Source organism: Pseudonocardia sp., from assembly GCF_025965585.1.
GTDB lineage: Bacteria > Actinomycetota > Actinomycetes > Mycobacteriales > Pseudonocardiaceae > Pseudonocardia.
In genome coordinates, this window is sequence record NZ_JAOPWR010000466.1 from 23,282 (window position 1) to 38,540 (window position 15,259).

10 protein-coding genes and 1 pseudogene are annotated in these 15,259 nt (G+C 73.2%); 3 read left to right on the forward strand and 8 right to left on the reverse strand.

Annotation, left to right across the window (positions count from 1 at the left end; all coding sequences use genetic code 11):
* Nucleotides 1-44 precede the first annotated feature (44 nt).
* From JWR81_RS28650 to JWR81_RS28660, 3 genes are all read right to left on the reverse strand, one after another.
* Nucleotides 45-1,202 carry an 8-amino-7-oxononanoate synthase gene (locus JWR81_RS28650; protein ID WP_297659694.1) on the reverse strand — a complete coding sequence of 386 codons (1,158 nt, stop codon included), beginning with the start codon at nt 1,200-1,202 and terminating at the stop codon, nt 45-47.
* Nucleotides 1,203-1,416: 214 nt separating this feature from the next.
* Complete coding sequence (locus JWR81_RS28655) at nt 1,417-3,555, reverse strand: bifunctional SulP family inorganic anion transporter/carbonic anhydrase (RefSeq protein WP_297659697.1); 2,139 nt, start codon at nt 3,553-3,555, stop codon at nt 1,417-1,419.
* 282 nt (nt 3,556-3,837) lie between these two features.
* Nucleotides 3,838-5,115, reverse strand: a complete 1,278-nt coding sequence (locus JWR81_RS28660; RefSeq protein ID WP_297659700.1) for an adenosylmethionine--8-amino-7-oxononanoate transaminase — start codon at nt 5,113-5,115, stop codon at nt 3,838-3,840.
* Between the two features lie 52 nt (nt 5,116-5,167).
* Between JWR81_RS28660 and JWR81_RS28665 the strand changes: the two genes are divergently transcribed.
* Nucleotides 5,168-6,028, forward strand: coding sequence for a PaaX family transcriptional regulator C-terminal domain-containing protein (locus tag JWR81_RS28665; protein WP_297659703.1), 861 nt, complete (start codon nt 5,168-5,170; stop codon nt 6,026-6,028).
* 288 nt (nt 6,029-6,316) lie between these two features.
* Here JWR81_RS28665 and dnaE read toward each other — a convergent pair whose 3' ends face one another.
* Nucleotides 6,317-9,883 carry a DNA polymerase III subunit alpha gene (dnaE, locus tag JWR81_RS28670; RefSeq protein ID WP_297659707.1) on the reverse strand — a complete coding sequence of 1,189 codons (3,567 nt, stop codon included), beginning with the start codon at nt 9,881-9,883 and terminating at the stop codon, nt 6,317-6,319.
* Between the two features lie 370 nt (nt 9,884-10,253).
* On the opposite strand from dnaE, the gene JWR81_RS28675 reads away from it, so the two are divergent.
* Both JWR81_RS28675 and JWR81_RS28680 read left to right on the forward strand, forming a co-directional pair.
* The gene (locus JWR81_RS28675) at nt 10,254-11,144 is read left to right on the forward strand and encodes an alpha/beta hydrolase (RefSeq protein WP_297659710.1); all 891 of its coding nucleotides are present in this window, start codon (nt 10,254-10,256) and stop codon (nt 11,142-11,144) included.
* Complete coding sequence (locus tag JWR81_RS28680) at nt 11,141-12,244, forward strand: glycosyltransferase family 1 protein (protein WP_297659715.1); 1,104 nt, start codon at nt 11,141-11,143, stop codon at nt 12,242-12,244. The genes JWR81_RS28675 and JWR81_RS28680 overlap by 4 nt, the downstream gene beginning before the upstream one ends.
* Nucleotides 12,245-12,411: 167 nt before the next feature.
* On the opposite strand, the gene JWR81_RS28685 is transcribed toward JWR81_RS28680, so the two are convergent.
* The 4 genes and pseudogenes from JWR81_RS28685 to JWR81_RS28700 all read right to left on the reverse strand — a co-directional run.
* The gene (locus tag JWR81_RS28685) at nt 12,412-13,602 is read right to left on the reverse strand and encodes a glycosyltransferase (protein ID WP_297659718.1); all 1,191 of its coding nucleotides are present in this window, start codon (nt 13,600-13,602) and stop codon (nt 12,412-12,414) included.
* 50 nt (nt 13,603-13,652) lie between these two features.
* Nucleotides 13,653-14,639, reverse strand: a complete 987-nt coding sequence (locus JWR81_RS28690; protein ID WP_297659721.1) for a DMT family transporter — start codon at nt 14,637-14,639, stop codon at nt 13,653-13,655.
* Complete coding sequence (locus JWR81_RS28695; protein ID WP_297659724.1) at nt 14,636-14,926, reverse strand: hypothetical protein; 291 nt, start codon at nt 14,924-14,926, stop codon at nt 14,636-14,638. The genes JWR81_RS28690 and JWR81_RS28695 overlap by 4 nt, the downstream gene beginning before the upstream one ends.
* 83 nt (nt 14,927-15,009) lie before the next feature.
* Nucleotides 15,010-15,259 (reverse strand): annotated as a pseudogene (locus tag JWR81_RS28700) (hypothetical protein); the annotation flags it as partial.

Consider the following 15,259-nt stretch of genomic DNA (forward strand, 5'->3'; position numbering starts at 1 on the left):
TCCACCGTCCCGCGCGAAGGGTGCTGCCGTGCGTCCCGCGGCGATCACCGCGCCACCGCCGGAGCCAGTACCTCCGCCAGCACCGTCCGGACCAGCGCCAGGTCGTCGTCGGTGAGCGTCGCGCGGGCCGTCAGCCGCAACCGGCTCGTGCCCTCCGGCACCGACGGCGGCCGGAAGCACCCCACCCGCAGCCCCCGCTCCGCGCACCGCTGCGCCGCCGCGAACGCGACCCCCGGCTCGCCCAGCACCACCGACACCACCGCGGACGGCGGCGCCGGCACCCCGGCCGCGTCGGCCAGCGCGGCAGCCGCTCGCAGCACCCGCGCCGGACGCCCGGGCTCCTCGCGCAGCACCCGCAGAGCGGCGAGGGCGGCACCCACGCTGGCCGGGGCGAGGCCGGTGTCGAAGATGAACGAGCGGGCGGTGTCGACCAGGTGTGCGGTGACCGCGGCCGGGCCCAGCACCGCCCCGCCCTGGCTGCCCAGCGACTTCGACAGCGTCACGGTGGCCACCACGTCGTCCGCCCCGGCGAGGCCGACGTCCGCGAGCAGGCCCCGCCCGCCCGGGCCGCACACGCCGAGCCCGTGCGCCTCGTCGACGACGAGCAGCGCCCCACGCGCCCGGCACACGGTGTGCAGCGCGCGCAGCGGGGCGAGCCCGCCGTCGACGCTGTTCACCGAGTCGGTGACGACCAGCGCGCGCGTCTCGGAGCGGGCGGCCAGCGCAGCCTCGACCGCGGACACGTCGTCGTGCGGCACCACCACGACCCGGGCGCGCGAGAGCCGGCAGGCGTCGACGAGCGAGGCGTGGTTGGCGGCGTCGGAGACGATCAGCGCGTCCGGTCCGGACAGCGCGGTGAGCACCCCGAGGTTCGCGGCGTAGCCCGAGGAGAACACCAGTGCCGACCCGGCGCCGCAGAACGCGGCGAGCTCGGCCTCCAGCTCCGCGTGCAGGGACGTGGTGCCGGTCACCAGACGCGACCCCGTCGAGCCCGCCCCCCACGTGCGCAGCGCCTCGACGCCGCCCTGCACGACGCGGGGGTCGGCGGAGAGGCCGAGGTAGTCGTTGCCGGCGAGGTCGAGCAGCGGCTCCCCCGCCCGGCGCGGGCGCAGCTCACGGCGCAGGCCGGCCTCGCGGCGGCGGGCGGCGTGGGCGTCGAGCCAGGCCAGGGGGTGGGCGGGAGGAAGCGACGACGGCGACACACTCGACACGCTAGGCGAGAGCGTCCGCTGGGGATGCGCCCGGCCACCGCGACCGCCCCGGACCCGCGCACACCCGCCCCGCGACTCGCGCGGACCAGAGCCCGACTCGCGCGCCCGGGGACCGACGCGCGGAGCGTGCGGTCAGGCCGTCGGCGTGCAGCTGATCGCGCGGCGGCACTACTCGCGCGCCCGGCCGTGTCGACTCGCGGGAGCCTCAGCCGAGGGCGCGGAACTCGTCGCCCTCCAGGACGAGCACGCGGGCCGTGGGGATGTCGAAGAACAGGCCCAGGAGCTCCGTCCGTACCCCGTGGTCGCGCAGGACGTCCAGCTGCAGGGCGACGTTGACCATCGCCAGCGCCTCCGCATCCCCGAAGCCCGCTGCGAGCGCCGAGCGGCCCACCGGGTGCCCGGCGTGGAAGGCCTCCACGCTGGGCGCCCCGCTGCGCAGCCAGTCGCCGAGCGCGCCGTCGACCCCGCCGCCCAGCAGCCCGCGCATCGCGCCGCAGCCCGAGTGCCCACAGACGGCGACGACCGGCACGTCCAGCACCGTGGTCGCGTACTGCACCGCCGCCCGGACGGACGTGCCCGCGACCATGTTGCCGACGTTCTGGACGGTGAACAGGTCACCGGGACCGCTGTGCGTGATCACGTTGGGCACCACGCGCGAGTCGGCGCAGGCCAGCAGCAGGCCCGACGGCGCCTGGCCCGCGGCCAGCTCCCGGAACACCGGACGCATCAGGGGCGCCGCGTCGGAGTGGTAGGCCGCGACGCCCGCCAGCACCGGCTGGACCGGCCCCGCCTCGCTCTTCTGCCAGTGCGACCACGTGGCGTACCGGCCACGCCGCGACGGTCCCGTGGCACCGGGCTCGGACACCTCGACCGTCGTCCCGTCGGCGCGGTGCCGGGCGGTCCAGGCCTCGAGCTGGTCGTACGCGGTGTGGTCGAGGTAGTCGACGACGAGCTCGACGCGCGCAGGCGCGCCGGCCGGCACGCGGGACAGCACCCGCGACAGCGTCGGCACGGCCAGGAAGCTGAGCATGCCCTCGACCACCAGGCGGTACGGCTCGCCGTCCCGGTCGGGTTCCTCCAGGCGCACCTCGGCGCGGATCACGCGGCTCAGCATCATCAGCCCGGCCACGGCCAGCCCGACGCCCACGCCCTCGATCAGGCCGAGCACCAGCACGCCGGCCACCGTCACGAGATAGATCGGCAGCTCCCCGTGCTGCGAGGCGGTGCGCATGTCGACGGGCCTGACCAGCTGCAGACCGATCACGACGAGCAGGCCGGCCAGCGCCGCGAGCGGCACGAGCTCCACCAGCCCGACGAGCGCGATCGCGAACACCGCGACCCACACGCCGTGCAGCACCGCCGACGCGCGCGTGCGCGCCCCGGCCGCCACGTTGGCCGAGCTGCGAACGATCACACCGGTCACGGGCAGGCCGCCGAGCAGGCCGGAGACGCTGTTGGCGGCGCCCTGGCCGAGGAGCTCGCGGTCGGGGTCGGTGGGCGGGGTCTGCCGGCCGTCCGGGCCGCGCATGCGGTCGACGGCCACGGCGGAGAGCAGGCTCTCGACGCCGGCCACCAGCGCGACGGTCAGCACGCCGCCGGCGATGGCCGCCCACTCGCCGTCGGGCAGCAGGGTGGGCAGGGTGATCGCGTCGAGCAGGCCGCCGGGCAGGTCGACCCGCGGCACGTCGATGAGCGCGACGGCCAGCAGCGTCCCGACGACGACGGCCACCAGCGGTCCCGGCACCACCCGTACCTGCTTCGGGAGCCGCGGCCACAGCACCAGCAGGGCGATCGTCAGCACACCCACCGCGAGCGCGGCCGGGTTCAGTCCGGCGATCTGCCCGGGGAGCAGCAGCAGGCTGTCGATGACCCCGGTCGGCGGGTCGCCGCCCAGCACGACATGGATCTGGGCGAGCGCGATGGTCAGGCCGATGCCGGCGAGCATCCCGCGCACGACGGCGGGCGGGACGGCCTGGGTGAAGCGGGCCACGCGGAGCAGCCCGAACGCGATCTGCAGCAGGCCCGCGCCGATCGTGATCAGACAGGTGACCTGCCAGCCGAACCGCCCGATGAGCTCGGCCACCACGACCGTCAGGCCGGCAGCAGGCCCGCTGACCTGCAACGGCGAGCCCCCGAGAAGGCCGGCGACGACACCGCCGACCACCGCGGCGATGAGCCCGGCCATGATCGGCGCGCCGGACGCGAGCGCGATGCCGAGCGACAGCGGCACCGACACGAGGAACACGACGAGCGACGCGCTGATGTCGGCGCGCCACCGCCCGGCGGTGGGCGGGGCGTGCTGGGTCGGCTGGCCGTCGGCCGGGCGGGCGGGGGACAAAGTCATGATCAGCTCCGGGGCAGGGTCGACTGTGCGGGCACCTCGCTGCACCGCGACGGGCCAACGTGCGGCCGGCCCTGCCCGTTCCGTCCGTTTTGGGCCGTCCGGCCTGGCCACCCTGCGTTCACGTTCGTCTGATCGGGACCATCGTCGCTGGTCGTCGGACCGCGCATCCGGGCCGACGCTCCACAAGCTCCCGTCCTGGCGGCACCGACGTGTCACACGCACGAGTGATCCGCCGTGCGGCTCCTCACAGTCGTGCGCCGCCGCTCGGCGCCACACCCCGCGTCACCCCGCCGCTGCGGCCGCGAGCACGCCCCGCGTGATCGTCGCGATCTCGTCGGCGGTGCAGACGTAGGGCGGCATCGTGTAGACGAGGTCCCGGAACGGCCGCAGCCACACCCCGGCCTCGACGGCGGCGGCGGTGGCCGCGGCCATGTCGATCTCGTGGTCGAGCTGCACCACCCCGATCGCGCCCAGCACCCGCACGTCCGCGACCCCGGGCAGCGCCCTCGCCGGAGCGAGGCCGTCCTTCAGCGCCGCCTCGATCCCGCGCACCTCGGCGCGCCAGTCGCGCTCCTGCAGCAGCCCCACGGACGCCGCGGCGACGGCCGCCGCCAGGGGGTTCCCCATGAAGGTCGGCCCGTGCATCAGGACGCCCGCCTCGCCGTCGGAGATGCCGCGGGCCACCTCGGTCGTGCACAGGGTGGCCGCCATCGTGAGGTAGCCACCGGTCAGCGCCTTGCCGACGCACATCACGTCGGGCGCGATGCCGGCGTGGTCGGCGGCGAACATCTCCCCCGTCCGCCCGAAGCCCGTGGCGATCTCGTCGAACACGAGCAGCACGTCGTTGGCAAGACACAGCTCGCGCAGCACGTGCAGGTAGCGGGGGTCGTGGAAGCGCATGCCGCCGGCGCCCTGCACGACCGGTTCGACGATCACCGCGGCGAGCTCGTCGGCGTGGGTCTCCACGAGCTCCGCGAGCTCGGCGACGTACGCGGTCTCGAACGCGCGCGGCGGGGCGGGGGCGAACAGCTGCTGCGGCAGCACGTCGCGCCAGAGGGAGTGCATGCCGCCGTCGGGGTCGCAGATGCTCATCGCGCCGAACGTGTCGCCGTGGTAGCCGCCGCGCCACGTCATCAGCCGGTGCTTCTCCGGACGCCCGCGCGAGCGCTGGTACTGCAGGCACATCTTGATCGCGACCTCGACCGACACCGACCCGGAGTCGGCGAGGAACACGTGCTCCATCCCGGCGGGCGTGACCTCGACGAGCAGCCGGGCCAGGTCCACGGCCGGCCCGTGGGTGAGGCCGCCGAACATCACGTGGCTCATCACGCCGAGCTGGTCGCGCACGGCGGCGTCGAGCACGGGGTGGCGGTAGCCGTGGATGGCCGCCCACCACGACGACATGGCGTCGACGAGCTCGCGCCCGTCGTCGAGCCGCAGGCGCACACCCTGCGCCGACTCCACCACCAGCGGGGCCACCACCCCGGGCATCGGGGCGTAGGGATGCCAGACGTGGGCCCGGTCGGCGTCTCGAAGCGTCGCAGTGCTGAGGTCGCCCATGATTCGCGAGCCTAACGATGGATCCGACCCCGTCCGACTAGGCTGGGAGGCCATGTCCGCCGCCGAGTCCCTGACCCCCCATCCCGCGCTGTCCCGGCGCCGGGAGCTGGGGGCCACGAGCGCGCGGTCGCTGCTGCTCACGGTGCTCGGCGAGTTCGTGCTCCCCCGCGGTGAGCCGGTGTGGACGCAGGTGCTCATCGACGTGCTCGGCCTGCTCGACGTGGAGAACAAGTCGGCCCGCCAGGCCCTCGCCCGCACCGCCGCCGAGGGGCTGCTGGTCTCCGACCGCTCGGGCCGACGCGTGCGCTGGTCGCTCACCGACCAGGGCGTGCGGCTGCTGTCGGACGGCGCCGCGCGCATCTACGGCTTCGGCGCCGCGTCCCGGCCGTGGGACGGGCGCTGGCTCGTGCTGCTCGTCAGCGTGCCCGAGGCGCGCCGGCAGCTGCGCCACCGCCTGCGCACCCGGCTCGCGTGGGCCGGGCTCGGCTCCCCCGCCCCCGGCGTCTGGGTCACCCCCGACCCCGGCAAGCAGGACGAGGCCGCGGGCGTGGTGGCCGACCTCGAGCTGACCGAGGTCACCAGCTCGTTCGTCGGGCCGTTCGGCGACATCGGCCGCCAGCACGCCGTGGTGGAGCAGGCCTGGGACCTCGCCGATGTGGAGGAGGCGTACGAGGAGTTCCTCGTGTCCTTCGCCGACGCCGCGCCCGCAACCCCCGCCGAGGTGCTGGCCCACCAGATCCACCTCGTGCACGCCTGGCGCCGCTTCCCGTTCCTCGACCCCAAGCTGCCCGCCGAGCTGCTGCCCGAGCGCTGGGCCGGCACCCGCGCCGCGGAGCTGTTCGACACCCTGCACAGCCGGTGGGAGAAGCAGGCCCGTCAGCACTGGCAGCATCTGGTGGGCACGGCCCGCTGATCCGCCGTCAGCCGGGACTGCCGGCGAAGGGACGCAGCCGACGGCCCAGCTCGAACGCCGGTCCCACCTGCACCCCGGACGCGAAGGCCGCCGACCCCGCCGACAACCAGCTGGCCCCTCCGCTGCCCCACCCGGGTTCCCGAGCAGACGGACAGCGTCACCGCGTTCATCAGGCCGAGCCGCGCCAGGCGAACCGCAGGGCTCGCCCCTCCGGTTCGGGGTAGGACACCCGCGCGGGGGCCGGTGCTGGGCACAGCGCGAGCTGCGGGAGGGCCAGAGCGAGACGCTTCAGCCCAGGCACCCCGGCCCCAGCAACGCCTTCAGATCCCCCATCAACGACGGGGAGTGCGTCACCTTCAGCGCGTCGTCGAGCCGCAGCACCGTGGTGCCGTTGCCCCCGACGAGCGCAAGGTGCACCTCGGACGAGCCGGGGTGGTTGGTGAGCACCTCCTTGAGCTTCGTGACCCGCTGCGGGGTGCACAGCTCCGTGCGCATGTGGACCTTCACCGGGGCGCCGGTGCCGCCGCCGGCGTGGGTGAGGTCGGGGACCGCCAGGTCGTTGACGATCAGCGAGACGCGGTCGTCGCGACGGTTGACGCGGGCCTTGACCAGCACGATCGCGTCCTCGGCGACGTCGACGCCCACCACCTGGTAGCAGCGCGGGAAGAACAGCACCTCGATGCCACCGGCGAGGTCCTCCAGCTGCGCGGACGCCCAGGGCTCGCCGTTCTTGTTCACCCGCCGGTTCACGTTGGCGAGGATGCCGCCGATGGTGACCTGGTGACCGTCGGGCACCGTGCCCTCGAGGATGGTGGCGATGGCCATGTCGGACTTGGCCGACAGCGCCTGCTCCACGCCGTGCAGCGGGTGGCCGGAGACGTAGAGGCCGAGCATCTCGCGCTCGACGGCGAGCAGGTGCTTGGACTCCCACTCGTCGGTGGGCACCTTGACGTCGAACACCGAGTCGAGTTCCGACGGCCCGGAGCCGTCCATCGAGCCGAACAGGTCGAACTGCCCCATCGAGGCGGCCTTCTTCGTGCTCATCACGGCGTCGATGGCGTCGGCGTGGACGAGGAGGAGCCCCTTGCGGGTGTGGCCGAGGGAGTCGAACGCGCCGGCCTTGATCAGCGACTCGATGACCTTCTTGTTGCAGACCACCGCGTCGACCTTGCGCAGGAAGTCGGAGAAGTCGGTGAAGGCACCCTTCTCCTTGCGGGCCTTCACGATCGCGTCGACGACGTTGACGCCGACGTTGCGGATGCCGCCGAGGCCGAAGCGGATGTCGGTGCCGACGGGCGCGAAGTTGCGCACCGACTCGTTGACGTCGGGCGCCAGCACCGTGATGCCCATGCGCCGGCACTCCGACAGGTAGACCGCGGCCTTGTCCTTGTCGTCGCGGACGGACGTCAGTACACCGGACATGTACTCGGCGGGGTAGTTCGCCTTGAGGTACGCCGTCCAGTAGGAGACGACGCCGTAGGCGGCCGAGTGGGCGCGGTTGAAGGCGTAGTCGGAGAACGGGAGCAGGATGTCCCAGAGCGTCTTGACGGCAGCGGCGGAGTAGCCGTTGTCCTTCATGCCCTGGGCGAAGCCCGCGTACTCCTTGTCGAGGATCTCCTTCTTCTTCTTACCCATCGCGCGGCGCAGCAGGTCGGCCTTGCCGAGCGTGTAGCCGGCCAGCACCTGCGCGATGGCCATGACCTGTTCCTGGTAGACGATCAGGCCGTAGGTCTCGCCGAGCACCTCCCTGAGCGGCTCCTCCAGCTCGGGATGGATCGGCGTGACCTCTTGCCGCTTGTTCTTGCGGTCGGCGTAGTCGTTGTGGGCGTTGGCGCCCATCGGACCCGGCCGGTACAGCGCGCCGACGGCCGAGATGTCGTCGAACTCGGTGGGGGCCATGCGGCGCAGCAGGTCGCGCATCGGGCCGCCGTCGAGCTGGAACACCCCGAGCGTCTCGCCCTTGGACAGCAGGTCGTAGGTCTTCTGGTCGTCGAGGCCGATCTCCTCGATGACGAGCTTCGGCTTGCCGTTGAGCTCGATGTTCTCGAGCGCGTCGTCGATGATCGTGAGGTTGCGCAGGCCCAGGAAGTCCATCTTGAGCAGCCCGAGGGTCTCGCAGGCGCCCATGTCGAACTGCGTGATGATGGCGCCGTCGGAGTCGCGGCGCTGGATCGGGATGACGTCGATCAGCGGCTTGCTCGACATGATCACGCCGGCCGCGTGCACGCCCCACTGCCGCTTGAGGCCCTCGAGCCCCCGCGCGGTGTCGATGATCTCCTTGACCTGGGGGTCGGCCTCGTAGAGGGCGCGGACCTCGGTGGCCTCGGAGTAGCGCTTGTGGGCGGGGTCGAACACGCCCGAGAGGGGGATGTCCTTGCCCATGATCGCGGGCGGCATGGCCTTGGTGATGCGGTCGGCGACGGCGTAGCCGGGCTGGCCGAACAGCACGCGCGCCGAGTCCTTGATCGCGGCCTTCGCCTTGATCGTGGAGTAGGTGATGATCTGCGCGATGCGGTCCTCGCCGTACTTCTCCGTGGTGTAGCGGATCATCTCGCCACGCCGACGCTCGTCGAAGTCCATGTCGATGTCGGGCATCGAGATGCGCTCGGGGTTGAGGAAGCGCTCGAACAGCAGCTTGTGCTTGATCGGGTCGAGGTCGGTGATGCCGAGGACGTACGCGACCAGCGAGCCCGCCGCGGAACCACGGCCGGGGCCGCAGCGGATGCCGACCTTCTTGGCGTGCTGGATGAGGTCGGCCGTGACGAGGAAGTAGCCGGGGAATCCCATCTTGATGATGACGCCCAGCTCGTACTCGGCCTGCTTGCGGTACTGCTCGGTGACACCGTTCGGGAACCGCGTGTGCAGCCCCCTCTCGACCTCCTTGACGAGCCAGCTCTCCTCCGACTCGCCCTCGGGAACGGGTGCGCGGGGCATGAGGTCCTGGCCCTCGGTGAAGTCGATGCCCACGCGCTCGGCGATGGCGAGCGTGTTGTCGCAGGCCTCCGGGAACTCGCTGTCCCACTGGGCGCGCATCTCGGCGGGGGACTTCAGGTAGAAGTCCTGCGCGTCGAACTTGAAGCGGTTGGGGTCGGCCAGGGTCTTGCCGGTCTGCACGCAGAGCAGCACCTCGTGCGGCTTGGCGTCCTCCGCGTAGGTGTAGTGCAGGTCGTTGGTGGCGAGACCCGGCAGGTCGAGCTGCTTCTTGAGCCGGTAGAGGTCGTCGCGGACCTGACGCTCGATGCCGATGCCGTGGTCCATCAGCTCGCAGAAGAAGTTGTCCTTGCCGAAGATGTCGCGGTAGTCGCTTGCGGCCTGGCAGGCGGCGTCGTACTTGTTCTGCTGCAGCAGCCGCTGCACCTCGCCGGACGGGCAGCCGGTGGTGGCGATGATGCCCTTGCCGTAGGTCTCCAGCAGCTCGCGGTCCATGCGGGGCTTGTAGTAGTAGCCCTCCAGCGACGCGAGCGACGAGAGGCGGAAGAGGTTGTGCATCCCCTCGTTGTTCTCCGCCAGCAGCGTCATATGGGTGTACATCTCGCCGGGGTTGTCGGTCTCGTCAGCCCCCGACGCACCCCTCGCCAGCACCGCGCGCTTGCGCTCGTGGCGGCTGCCCGGCGCGAGGTAGCCCTCCATGCCGATGATCGGCTTGACCCCGGCGGCCTTGGCCTTGCGCCAGAACTCGTAGGCGCCGAACACGTTGCCGTGGTCGGTCATGGCCAGCGCCGGCATCTCCATGCGGGCGGCTTCCTTGAACAGGTCGTCCAGCCGGGCCGCCCCGTCGAGCATCGAGAACTCGGTGTGGGTGTGGAGGTGGACGAAGCTGTCGGTGCTGCCGGAGGTGCTGTTCGGGCTGGCCATCGGGGTGGAAAGCTCCCTTCCGGCGCGGCCCGCGGGGCTGCGCACGTACGCCTGTACATCGCGCGGCGACCGGCCCGGGAACCGCACCCCGCGATGGGGACGAACCGGATCGGCGGCGCCGCTGGACGGCCAAGATTAACCCTGGCCACCGACAGTTCCCGGCACCCGGGTGGGCAAGCGCCGAACGCGCTGCTCACCCCGTCGGGCGGCGTGTCGGTCCGGATCCGACGAGCCGGGACGGCGTCCCGGGGACGACCACACCATGATCCTCGGCCGGGTGCGCGGACGGCCACATGCGGCCGGGAACGCACCGGAACGGTGATCATGGCCGAGGCCCGGTGGCGGTGCGGGCGGTCCTAGACTCCGGCCGGTGACCGCGCGCTCGCCCTACGCCTCGCTCGTCGGGAGGATGCCGGTGCGCCGCGAGGAGCGGGAGCTCCGGGGCGGGACCACCCGGACCTGGACCTACGGCCCCGACGACGCCGCCGGCACGATCGTCTTCCTGCACGGCCTGCGCGGCGACCACCACGGGCTCGAGCCGATCGTCGCCCATCTGGACGGCGTGCGGGTCGTGGTGCCCGACCTGCCCGGGTTCGGGGAGTCGCCACCGCTCCCCCACGACGCCCACGACATCGCCGGCTACGCGTCCTGGACCGGCGACCTGCTCGAGTCCCACAGCGCTGAGTACGGCGGCGACGTCGTGCTCGCCGGCCACTCCTTCGGCTCGGTCATCGCCGCCGCCGCGCTGGCGGGAGGGGCCCGCGCGAGCCGGCTGGTGCTCGTCAACCCGATCGCGGCGTCGGCGCTGGCCGGGCCGCGGCAGGGCATGACGAAGCTGACCGTGATCTACCACCGGGCCGCCGCCGCGCTGCCCGAGCGGGCGGGCACGGCGCTGCTGCGCAACCCGTTGGTCACGCGCATCGCCAGCGTCGCGATGGTGACCACGCCGGACCGCGCGCTGCGCGGCTGGATCCACGCCGAGCACGACCGGTACTTCTCGACGTTCGCCGACCGTCGCGTGCTGCTGGAGGCGTTCCACGCGTCGATCGGGCACGACGTCGCCGAGTCCGCCGCCGAGGTCGCCGTGCCGACGCTGCTGGTGGTGGCCGAGCGCGACGACATCGCCCCGCCCGCGTCCCAGCACGCGCTCGTGGACCGCTTCCCCGATGCCCGGCTGGTGATGGTCCCCGGCGCGGGCCACCTCGCCCACTACGAGGCACCGGCCGCCGTGGCCGCGGCGATCACGGGGTTCCTCGCGTGAGGCGGATCCTGGTCGACTGCCGCTACACCACCGTCCCGCAGCACAACGGCATCAGCCGCTACACCGCGGGACTCGTGGCCGCCCTGGGCGAGCTGGTGACCGAGCGGAGCGCAGGCGGAGCGCGCATCGGCACCGTCGAGATGCTGGTCAACGACCGGCGCCAGCTCGCCCAGCTTCCCGACCTGCCCTGGCACCTCGTCAGCGGCCCCACGAGCGTGCTGGAGCCGCTGGTGGCCCGGCAGGTCAACAGGCTCGGCCCGGACGTGGTGTTCTCCCCCATGCAGACGATGGGCACGTGGGGGCGCCGCTACCCGCTGGTCCTGACGCTGCACGACCTCATCTACTACCGTCACCCCACGCCGCCGCCGGAGTTCGCGGCACCGATCCGGGCGCTGTGGCGGCTCTACCACCTGGCGTGGTGGCCGCAGCGGCTGCTGCTCAACCGCGCCGACGCCGTCGCCACCGTCTCCGACACCACGGCGGCGCTGATGGCCGAGCACCACCTCACGCGGCGGCCGGTCACGGTGGTGCCCAACGCCCCCGACCCCGTCCCGGACGACTCGCGCCTGCCCCGGACGAACGCGCTCGTCTACATGGGCTCGTTCATGCCCTACAAGAACGTGGATGTGCTGGCACGCGTCATGGGCGGGCTGCCCGACCACGAGCTGCACCTCATGAGCCGCGTCCCGCCCGGTGAGCGCGAACGCCTCACCGCACTGGCCCACGGGGGGCGGCTGGTGTTCCACGACGGCGCCGACGACGCCGCCTACCGCGAGGTGCTGCGCGGGGCGACGGCGCTGGTGTCGGCGTCGGGCGACGAGGGCTTCGGGATCCCCCTGGTGGAGGCGATGGGCGTCGGCACACCGGTGGTGGTGAGCGACATCCCCGTGTTCCGCGAGGTGGGAGGGACGGCGGCCACCTACGTGGCCCGGGGCGACGTGAACGGGTTCCTCCGCGCGATCCACGACCTCGCCACCCCGGGCCGCTGGGAGGAGCGCTCCGCCGCGGCACGGGAGCGGGCCGCCCACTACAGCTGGGAGCGCTCGGCCCGCATCCTGCTGGCACTCCTGGAGCGGGTGGCCGCGGACCGCTCGACCTGATCGCTCCCCGGCCGAACAGGACGGCCCCCCGCGAGGCCGCTGACGCGCGGCGGACGCTGATCGTGCCCACTCCACCCGAGCAGCCGTCAGGGGTGATCGCCGGGAGCCGCCCAGGAGCGCCCGGCGAGGACCGTGGTGTGCGGTCCGAACGATCATCGAGGGGAGCGTCAGGCCGCCCGGCGCAGCTCCACGCGGCGGCGGTCGGCCAGGCGCCGGTAGAGGTCCTCGAACGTGTCGAGGGTGGCGCCGATGGCGTGCTCGGCCACGATGTCCAGGCTCGCGTGTCCCATCCGGCGCCGCAGCGCCGGGTCGGCGAGCAGCGCCGTCAGGCGGGTGGTGAGCTCGGGGACGTCGCCAGGGGTGTAGAGCCAGCCGTTGCGCCCCGGCCGGACCAGGTGCGGCAGGGCCATCGCGTCGGCGGCCACCACGGGGGTGCCGGAGGCCATCGCCTCGAGGGTGGCCAGGCTCTGCAGCTCCGCGATGCCCGGCATGCAGAACACGGACGCGTGTGCGTAGGCCTCGAGCAGCTCGTCCTCGGAGACGAACCCGCGGAACCGCACGCGATGGCCGATGCCGAGGCTCTCGACCAGCCCCGTCCACGTGCCGCGCTCGGGCCCGTCGCCGACCAGCTCCAGCGCGGCCGGCACGTGCGCGGGCAGCGCCGCCATCGCCCGGATCAGCTCGTCGACGCGCTTCTCCTGGTCCATCCGCCCCACGAACAGCACCGTCGGAACGGCGCCGGGCTCCTCCGGGGCGGCGTGGTACCGCTCGGCGTCGATGCCGCACGAGACGGGGAACGCGTCGCGCAGCCCGGCCGCGCTCTGGAGCAGCTCCACCGCACGGGGTGTGGGGGCGGTGACGGCATCGGCCTTGCCGAACACGCGCCCGAGGTCCCTCCACGCGATGCGGTAGCCGATGCGCTGCAGCGGGCGAGGGATCGGGGCGTGCGCGGCGAGGTTCTCCGGCATGAAGTGGTTGGTGGCCACGAGCGGGCGGCCGGTGCGGCTGGCCGCGTTGACGATGCCGCGGCCGACCACCATGTGCGCCTGCGAGTGCACGACGTCGGGGTCGATCTCCTCCAACAGCGCGGCGGTGGCCGGGAGGCACTCCCAGGGCATGCAGACCTGGAAGTCCGAGCGCATGAAGTACCGGTGCGAGCGGACACCGTGCACCGTGACGCCGTCGGTGACCGTCTTGCTGGGGGGCCCGGTGGGCGACGGGGCGACGACGTGGATCTCGTGTCCGCGCCCGGCGAGGCCGATGGCCAGCCGCTCGGCGAAACGGGCAGCGCCGTTCACGTCGGGCGGGTAGGTCTCGGCACCGATGAGGATGCGCAGCGGCTTTCCGGAACGGGGCATCACAGGAGGGGTTCCTCTCAGATGAGAGTAGGGACCACGCGGTGCTGGGGTCACCGGCGGTGGATGAGGTCCGACCGCCACGACGACAGGGTGGCGAGGACACGGCTCTCCGAGGCGTCGCTCGGGTTCTCGGCGCGACGGGCCGCGGCATCGGGGTGGTGACGGGCGAGTGCGAGCACACCGATCGCGGCGACGAGGCCGGCGAACACCAGGAGCAACCAGGTGCCGGTGGGCGTGTGCGCACCCTCACCGAGCAGGAAGATGCCGAGCAGCACGGCCACGATGGGGTCCACCACGGTGAGGCACGCGACGACGACCTCGGGTGGGCCGGAGGCGAAGGCCTGCTGCACCAGCCAGCCCCCCACGACCACTGCGGCCACGACACCGAACACGGCGGCGATGACGGCGGGGTCGAGCACCTCGCTCTCGCCGGAGGTCACGGTCTGGGACACCGCCCGGACCAGCGCCGACACCAGCCCGAACGCGACGGCCCCGGCCATGGCGCAGGCAACGCACCGCATCCAGCCGTTCCGGGCGTAGCCCAGCGTGGCGAGCAGCAGCACGACGCCTGCGACGACGACGCCCGCCGACAGCGTGGCCCCGTTGGGCGCCGGGGTGCTCACGGCGGTGCCCGCCGCGGTGCCGACGAACAGCGCGACGCCCGCCACGCAGACGGCGACGCCGAGGAGGACGCCGCCCGACGGCCTGCGGTGGGTGCGGAACGCCGTCAGCACGACGGCGATCGGCACGGCCAGGACGCCGACGGGCTGCACGACCGACAGCGGGGCCAGCACGAGCGCCATCGCGTGGATCGTGGAGCCGCCGGCCGCCAGTCCGAGTCCGAGCAGCCAGCCCGGGCGCTTGCTGACGTCGCGCATGCCGCGCAGCGACAGTGCGTCGCCCGAGGTGTCGTCGACGCAGGTGCCGGACCGGGCGGCCACCGCGCGGTGCTGCAGCACGGCGGCCGCGGCGAAGCCGAACGACGCCACCACGGCGAGGCCGATGGCGAGGGCGGGCGCATGGGTGAGGGAGCTCATGCCGAACATCCGAGGTCGGTGGGCCGGCCGTCGAGGGTGCCGGTGGCAGCGCGGGCCCGGTTCCGGGCACCGTCGAGGGCGAGCCGGGCGGCCCGGGCGGCGGCGTGCGGAACCGACATCACTGCCGTAGAGGAAACACCGTCCACCCCACCGAGGAGGGAAAATCCCGATGACGTGCCGATAACGATCAGAGCATGACTGAGGGAGCGGGCATCGGTCGTCTCCCCGGTCGTCGTCATGCGTCCACGGTGCCAGCCCGCGGCTGAGACGAACATCAGGATCCCCACCCAACCCATGGTGGGGGAAACCCTGAGACCGGCAGTGGTGGTTCTACCCGGGTGGGTGGACACGGTCGCATCACGATCGGTGCTCACGACGCGGGCACGCTCCCGTCGTCGGGCAGGGGATCCGCCCGGTCGGTCTGCTCGGGCAGCAGCGGGGAGAGAGCGAGCTCGCGGCTGGTGGTACCGGGTGGAGCCGCGTCCACCCCCCGCACGCCCGGCCGCGCGGCGAGCGCGGCCAGCGCGGTCCCGTCACCGTCGACGACGAGGGCGAGCACGCACGCGCAGGCGGGCGACCCGAGCGCCGCCGCCTCCGCCGCGGCGATGGCCTGCGGCCGG

What these genes read in the sequence shown, in the direction of transcription:
- JWR81_RS28655 (WP_297659697.1), bottom strand. Translation starts at nt 3,555, where the DNA reads ATGACTTTGTCCCCCGCCCGCCCGGCCGACGGCCAGCCGACCCAGCAC.
- JWR81_RS28660 (WP_297659700.1), bottom strand. Translation starts at nt 5,115, where the DNA reads ATGGGCGACCTCAGCACTGCGACGCTTCGAGACGCCGACCGGGCCCAC.
- JWR81_RS28665 (WP_297659703.1), top strand. Translation starts at nt 5,168, where the DNA reads ATGTCCGCCGCCGAGTCCCTGACCCCCCATCCCGCGCTGTCCCGGCGC.
- dnaE (WP_297659707.1), bottom strand. Translation starts at nt 9,883, where the DNA reads ATGGCCAGCCCGAACAGCACCTCCGGCAGCACCGACAGCTTCGTCCAC.
- JWR81_RS28685 (WP_297659718.1), bottom strand. Translation starts at nt 13,602, where the DNA reads ATGCCCCGTTCCGGAAAGCCGCTGCGCATCCTCATCGGTGCCGAGACC.
- JWR81_RS28690 (WP_297659721.1), bottom strand. Translation starts at nt 14,639, where the DNA reads ATGAGCTCCCTCACCCATGCGCCCGCCCTCGCCATCGGCCTCGCCGTG.